This is a genomic window from Burkholderia sp. Bp9143, assembly GCF_003853645.1.
GTDB lineage: Bacteria > Pseudomonadota > Gammaproteobacteria > Burkholderiales > Burkholderiaceae > Burkholderia.
The window spans coordinates 20,662-27,824 of the sequence record NZ_QTPO01000081.1 but is presented as its reverse complement, the minus strand read 5'-3'; the positions used below and the strand labels follow the sequence as shown (position 1 = coordinate 27,824).

The following is a 7,163-nucleotide window of genomic DNA, read 5'->3' as shown; positions in this document are numbered from 1 at the left end:
CTCTGGCAGAAATGCTAACCCACGTTTGATTCCTCACGAGAGGCCAGCCCCTGCCACGCGGAGTCATACTGTCTAACACCCTCTTGAAAAAGTTAACAGACCCAATCCGTAATTTCGCAACAGCTTCTTAGGAAGGCGGCTTAACTGAGACGCCCAGGTGAGTGAACACCGGGCGCCGACGTTTACTTTGCTCGGTCGCTTGTCCACCGTATCGCGATCATACCGTCTGCGTCGCTGCATTTTCGACTGGAGCGTGAATCCATTTCCCGTTAAAATACGCGGTGCTTCGAAGGCCGTGGGCGCTCAACATCGTGTTCCCGCGCAATGTACGACGCAACGGCGGATCGCGCGCCGAAATAGCGCGGAATGGATATAACGATGGCAGACAAGCAGAACAAAAGCGGGGACAAGCGTGGAGTGCCGGTCGGCGACTCGGCTGACCGCGCTGTCAGACGCGAAAAGAGCGGGCCTTCTGGTCGCACCGGACGGCTCAACGAAAGCAACCAAGGCTACGTTGTGAGTCAGCAGCAACCGGTAACCGTCCCAAAGCGGCCGCCATCAAAGTAACGAATTTTCAATGAGCGACCCGAGCCAGGAAAAGAGTCAGCAAGACGACTCACAAGCCGATTACCTCTGGGCGCGCCGATTCGATATCCTCAATCGGGCCGAACTTTCGACCGCTTACCATCGGAAGCGTGAGCGCTTCTTTGGTCTTCTTGACCGTTGGGATAAGATCCTCACACTTCTTCTTGGCAGCGCTGCATTTGTCAAGCTTGTGAACATGGATACTCATCCGTTTTACGCGCTGCCATTCGCGATACTTGCTTTCTCGTCACTGATTTTCGATTTTTCGGAGCGAGCTCGTCGGCATAGTGAGCTGGCGACAAGCTTCAAGATGCTGGAAGCTGCGATTGAAGCTGTCGGAGAGCGTGCCTTCACAGAGGACCAGCTAAGTGCTTGGAGTGCCCGAATTCGAGAGATTGAATCCGGAGAACCGCCGGTGTATAACCTGCTCGTCCGGATTTGCCAAAACGAACTCGCCAGGGCCCGAGGCCAAGCGCAGGATGTGACACACATTAGCTGGTGGCGCGCCTTGCTCGCCCACTTCCTACCGTTTGCAAACTACGAGATCCGCTCCAGCAAGTGAGTGCGAACTCGGACTGCCAAGTAGCAACTCGTGCCGGCTCGCCATCGCTATGGCTTTTCTACTTTTGTGAGCAGCGGTAAGTAACGCTGTACCTGTTCGCGATCGCTCTGCCGCTCGTCCTCGGTAAGCTCGGCATATGGCGTTTTCATCAGTCTTTCCCATCTGCTGACAAGCTCGGCCGGGATCGTCAAGCTCCCGTCGCTGTTGCGAAGGGCTTTGCTGTGCATGTAGCGTTGCCAGTGAGCCCAACGTTCATGCTCGGCTGCGGCGAGTTGCTCCAGAGTCTCGTTGGAAACGAATGGTGGCATAGTCAGATTAGGTCTTTGGACGCCAAGCGTCGGTAGTGTTCGCCGAGCGCTGTAAGGCGAACAGAATCGGACTCGATCGCCGCATAGTACATGTGGGGAGCCTGCGTCGGTACGAGGAGTCCGACTCTATTCATCTTTTGCAGCAATGCGAAGACAGCCGTCTTTTGCAGGTCGGCCTGCGGATTCGGGCCGGGGCTCGGCTGCTCTGGCTCGAACGTCGGGTCGAGCTGATACGTGGCTTCCGGTGCCGGGAAAAATTCAGGCAACCGGCGAAGAATGGCGCGGTCGATCGGCGGGTCTACCCGCCGCAGCGACACAAAGCTTTTCACGTTCGTCTTAAAGACGGGACGTTGGCTCCACGTTCCAAGCGACTGATCGATATGTGCATATACGCTCCCAGGGGTGATGCGCCCCAGCAAATCGGCAGCAGCTCCTGACAGTGCATCAATGAGCAGGTTCGTGAATACGCCCCCGCCGTTCTCCTCACTTGCATACTGATCCTTGCTTGATGCAGTCAGGATGGTAATGCCTTCCGCGATTTCAGCAACGGCAGGATTGAGGGTGTCATCTCCGATGGAGCCGCTATGGCAGCTATCGAGAATGATAATTTTGTGTTGCGCTCGGCAGTTGGTCGCCATCGCGATAATGTCAGGCAGCGCGAGCCCCTCATCTCCCTGTTGTACATCGCTGCCGCAGATGTAGCCACCAGTAGACTCGACGTGCCCGTGGCCAGCGAAGTAGAGCAAGGCGACTTCGTCATCGGACTTGAAAAGCTCCTGAACAGCATCCTTCAGTTGCCGACGACTTATCGCATCACGATCGCTCGACGCAGTCATGAGCTTCATTCCGAAATTGGGCGATCCGTCTGCATCCCGCTCGAGCAACGTCTTGACGCCATATGCGTCGTTGACGCAGCCCCTTAAACTGCCGATGTGTTCGTAATAATCGATGCCGACGACGAGCGCCTTTCGCATTTCAAACTCCTACAGCGAATTGATGAATGCCTTGATGTTGTCCCACGTCCAGTCTTTCACGGTAATTCCAGCGATTGTGCTGTTATCGTCTCGGTACGCCCGAATACCAAGAATCTTCTTGCCTTCTTCTTTGGCGCACGCGATTTCCCACTTCTGCCCAGTAGACGCGGCCGAGTTCTTGCTCACCAGGACAATGACACCGTCTGACCGTTTGATCCGGGTGCGAACCTTCTCCTTCCAATCTGTTTCATATGCCTCCTTCACGGACATGTCGATATATTCGAAAGGGGAGTTGGTGAGCAAGGACTGCCCCTTGAGGAAGTTGCGTTGGTTCTCGTCCTCGATTGCAAACGCCACGAAAATCACTTTTTTGTTGGCCATTAGTGCTCCATTCAATCCGTCGAAAAATGTGCGACCACCATCGTATGATGGCGGGCGGGGTGGTTCGCCCGCGCTTGAAATGTTTCGCCTTAGTCAAGGGAGATGAGCCCTTGATCGAGCTCGTCTCCGCGGGGGGCGCTTACTTTTTGGGCTTACCCGCGCCATTGTGGGCCGGACGGTCCATCGTATAGCTCTGCCCCGGCTTTGGCGTAGGCGGCATAGGCTTACCTTTCACAGCCGTCCGCTCATCCCCGGTCTGGCCACCTCGCGGCCCCACAATTCCATACTCGCCAGATCGTGGCGCGATTTGCCCGGGTTTTAGTTTCTCGGTCATTACTTGATGCTCCTGATTACACATGACTGATACATGCCAGCGAATTGCTGACATACAGTCACGATTGCCAAAGAAGCAGTCGCCTTGCTTGCCAAGATTTCGGCGGCTGACCAGGTGGCGTCACCCCGTAGTTTTTACATCGTTGTGCAACCACGAGTAAACTCTACCGCAAACGAAGCGTCTGAGGTTAACTCCGCACACAAAATACGATACGGAATTAATTGTGCGGCACAACATGTTGTGTTTTGGTGCACCCTGATCACACCGCCCAGGGGGGGGCGATCATTCATTGGAGTGCAGGAGCATCATGCGCTTTGCTGCCATAGCGAGCCTGGCCCGCTCGATGCCGCGACCGTCAGCTGTCCGCCCCTTGCTCCCAGGGACAAAGCCGGCCCGAATGGTGAGAAAAGCCGACGACTCGCCGCCCGAGACGACACAGCAATGGTCATTCCAGTGTGAAACTTGCCGCAGCCCCCGCATTGGGGCGAAAGGCCGAAGGGGGATTCAATCGGTCGATGCGGGCTGGTTTACTATCGAACAGCGAACTCCTGATTTATCTGGCCGGTGCGTCGCTCACAGGTAAATAATGGTGGTCGCGGTCGATGCATGAGCAGGTTATCGCACACCGTCGTCAGTTCTGCTCCGCGGGCGAGAGCGCGCGGGTTTCGTGGGTGTGGCCGATCCGATGCGAACTCGCGCGTCGCAACCTTGCGGCGATCGCGGAATGGTCCGCTCTGATCGCATGGGCAGCCTGCCGGAAAAATCGCCGCATCACATGCAGCACGCGGGTAATGTCTCACACCATTCCGTAGCACGTCGGGTCAGTTTGCAGCGGTCTTTATCAGATACTCCGCTTCTTTCTGCACGACCGGTCATCCCTCGCGCAGCATCCGCACGACTTCGTCAACCACGTGATAGCTCAATCCGCAGCTCTCGATGTCCGTGACGCCCATGAGCGCGAGGTCGGAGGCCGATGCCTCTCCAAAGGAAATTTTGAGGAACAGGGAATCCGCCATAGCGCCGGTATCATTGGTCTCGCCGCTCAGGATTTCTTCGGCCAACAGACCAGCCATGCCCACGAGCATTCTCCAGTTCGCGGGTAGCTCGGGAACGGCAAACCCATGGTTCAAAGCAATCGTGCGCATCACATCAGGGCAGGTGCGGGGACGGAACTGGCCGAGCCACGCGCTCTCGTCTGAATTGCCACTCTCGTTTTTCCATACGACTGCGTCGCCAGCACCGCCGAAGCGCTCGTAGAGCATCTTGTGGCCCGCTTCGTGGTAGGCGGTGTTTCGGAGCTCTCTGGCTGCTATCTGCTCTTCCGTGAAATCAATCATGGTCGTCGAATGTGGTCGGTGCCGTTAGACCAGGGTATAGCGCAGTGAAAGGGCGACGGAGCCGAAAGTGACGGGAGGCTAGAAAAGCCCGCCACCGCATTGGACGCCTGACCACAACGCTTGAAAGGAATTTGTTGGAATTTTGACGCACATGGGCAGATAAATAACATTATCGGTCCATCATCGTTTTTACTCTAAACTGGTGATCATGAAAACGCGCGAGACCCAATCACCGACCTTTCCCGACGACGCCGAACTGGCCGCGCTGCGCGCCTGGTACTCCGGACTTGAGGCACGCGCGGCCGTGGCGCGCTATCTGGGCGAGCGCAAGCCGCCCGGGGCCTCCGCGCGCGGTGTGCTCGGCCGCATCCGGCGCGCGCTAGTCGCGTTCGCGATCAGTCGTCAGCGGGCCGATCTGGCGGAGGCCTTTGGCGATCGGTCGGCCGCGTCGGGTGCGACGGTCGCGCGCGCAATCGCTGCGTTGCGTAGCCTGCCACCTCCGCTGCCGCACATTGCCGACGAGATTGACCAGTGGTTGCCGGCACGCGTGGTGGCTGCCTTGCGTGCGCATGGCATCCGCACGCTGGCCGATCTGACCGTGCGCATTCCGCGCCGGCGTCGTTGGTGGAGCACGATCGAAGGGCTGGGCGTCGCCGGCGCGCGGCGCGTGGAGGCGTTTTTTGCCGCATACCCGGCGCTGACCGAACGAGCGCGCGCATTGATCGTCGCGATACCGAGCGGCAACATCGTGCCGTGGGAGCAACTGCACGTACCGCACGAAGTCGATGGCTCACACGGGCAATTCCGTGCACCGAGAGTTGCCTGCTTGCTGAACGCCCCCAACGACTACGAAGCGATCCAATCGTGGCTATCGCTGCACGAATCCGCTACGACGCAGCGTGCCTACCGCAAGGAGGCGGAACGCCTGATCCTGTGGGCGATCGTCGAGCGCGGCCGCGCACTGTCGTCGATCAATACCGACGACGCGATCGCGTATCGGGCGTTTTTGCGCCGGCCCACGCCGCGCGAGCGTTGGGTCGGGCCGTCGCGGCCGCGGCACAGTGTTGAATGGCGACCGTTCATCGGCGCGCTGTCGCCCCGTTCGGCGGCGTATGCACTGAATGTCCTGTCGGCGCTCTTTCGCTGGCTTGTCGAGCAACGCTACGTCCTTGCGAATCCGTTTGCTGGCGTCAAGGTCAAGAGCCACGCACCGCGCGCGGGACTGGACGTGTCGCGCGGCTTTTCAGAGGGCGAGTGGCTGCTAATCCGCACTGTTGCCGACGGCCTCGAATGGTCCTATGGCTGGAGTGAACCAGCCGCCCAGCGCCTGCGGTTTTTGCTGGACTTCGGCTATGCCACGGGTCTGCGCGCCAGCGAGCTGGTCGGCGCAACGCTCGCTGACATTCACCGGGACGAACACGGCGATCACTGGCTGCACGTGCTCGGTAAGGGCGGAAAACGTGGGAAGGTGACGTTGCCGGCGCTGGCCCGGACGGCGCTCGACCAGTATCTCGTGCAGCGGAGGCTGCCGGTCACGCCCGCGCGCTGGAACCCGGCGACGCCGCTTGTCGCGAGCCTCGAGGAGGAGGGCGCAGGCATCGAAAGCACGCGGCTATGGCGTGTGCTGAGGCGGTTCTTCGTGCTGGTGGCCGACGCAATCCAGGGCGAGCGGCCTGGGACGGCCGAGAAGCTGCGCCGGGCGAGCCCACACTGGATGCGGCATACGCACGCGTCACATGCGCTGGCGCGGGGCGCCGAGTTGGTTATGGTGCGCGACAACCTGCGCCATGCGTCGATCTCGACGACGTCGACCTATCTGCATAGCGACGAAGTGCAGCGAGCCCGGCAGTTCGATCAGGCGTTTGCCGCACGGAGTTGAGTGGAAGGCGGTTTATATCGGCGTGTTGCATTAGCTGTATTAGCTGTATTAGCTGCGCAGCTAAACCAACGCTTTCTGCTAAAGCAAAGCGCGCCGACGTCCTTTTGCTGACCGAGTGGGCAGCGCAGGATATGCGTCGGGCCGATCGGCGGCAGGGGGATCGGCCCGCCACGGACTGCTTTGACACATTGCCAGAGGGCGTCGTGTTCGCTGGGGAGGTCGCGTGCCACGAGTTCGATCAGTCGCCGCACGTCCCGTGGGTTGTCGGGAATGACCTCGGCGGGCAATTTCCCGTCGAGGCGCTTCGCGCCTGCGCATCATGAAAGCGTGCACCACCCAGAAGTTTGCACGTGCGTCCGCGAACATGCGCAACACCGTCCGGAGGCGTTCCGGTGCCACATCGAATTGCCACTTCGGATAGCGGAATCCGCGCGACTTTCCGGGGGCATCGGTGCGCACAACTCGCCATCGCGACGCTCTTCGTTGATCGAACGCGCATTGCGACAGGCATCACGCGCACCGAGAAGCGCCAAATTGCCGGGGGGCGCGTACTGTTCGAGGGCGAATCGTCTTTCGTGCGCACGCGAGCAGATCTCCCGGCGCCACGCGGCCCGAGAGGACGACAGCTGTTCGTGGAGCCACCGCGGCCGCATGTATCTCGCCACACGACAAGCGCATCAGTACCCCAGCGAGGTAGTCCACTGCCGCCAGTCGCGGATTCGCGAATTCCTGAACAATCCGCTTCCCGCCCTTGACCGCGAGCAAGGCAAACCAATCTGCACGCCGACGTCGACCTTGGGGCA

The 7,163-nt window shown here is 59.6% G+C and carries 5 protein-coding genes and 1 pseudogene; 2 read left to right on the top strand and 4 right to left on the bottom strand.

Annotated elements, in window-relative coordinates; translation table 11 throughout:
- The first annotated feature begins 577 nt into the window (after positions 1–577).
- Positions 578–1,147 (top strand): hypothetical protein, encoded by a 570-nt coding sequence (locus DIE23_RS36905; protein WP_124617571.1) that lies wholly within the window; start codon positions 578–580, stop codon positions 1,145–1,147.
- 310 nt (positions 1,148–1,457) lie between these two features.
- Here DIE23_RS36905 and DIE23_RS36895 read toward each other — a convergent pair whose 3' ends face one another.
- The 4 genes and pseudogenes from DIE23_RS36895 to DIE23_RS36880 form a co-directional block, all read right to left on the bottom strand.
- Positions 1,458–2,429, bottom strand: coding sequence for a caspase family protein (locus tag DIE23_RS36895; RefSeq protein WP_124617567.1), 972 nt, complete (start codon positions 2,427–2,429; stop codon positions 1,458–1,460).
- Between the two features lie 9 nt (positions 2,430–2,438).
- Complete coding sequence (locus DIE23_RS36890) at positions 2,439–2,810, bottom strand: TIR domain-containing protein (RefSeq protein WP_124498480.1); 372 nt, start codon at positions 2,808–2,810, stop codon at positions 2,439–2,441.
- 864 nt (positions 2,811–3,674) lie between these two features.
- Positions 3,675–3,919, bottom strand: a pseudogene (locus DIE23_RS40575) (integrase); the annotation flags it as partial.
- Between the two features lie 97 nt (positions 3,920–4,016).
- Positions 4,017–4,481, bottom strand: coding sequence for a hypothetical protein (locus DIE23_RS36880; protein ID WP_124617565.1), 465 nt, complete (start codon positions 4,479–4,481; stop codon positions 4,017–4,019).
- A 208-nt stretch (positions 4,482–4,689) separates the two neighbouring features.
- Between DIE23_RS36880 and DIE23_RS36875 the strand changes: the two genes are divergently transcribed.
- The gene (locus DIE23_RS36875; protein WP_185646607.1) at positions 4,690–6,360 is read left to right on the top strand and encodes a phage integrase family protein; all 1,671 of its coding nucleotides are present in this window, start codon (positions 4,690–4,692) and stop codon (positions 6,358–6,360) included.
- Positions 6,361–7,163: the final 803 nt, after the last annotated feature.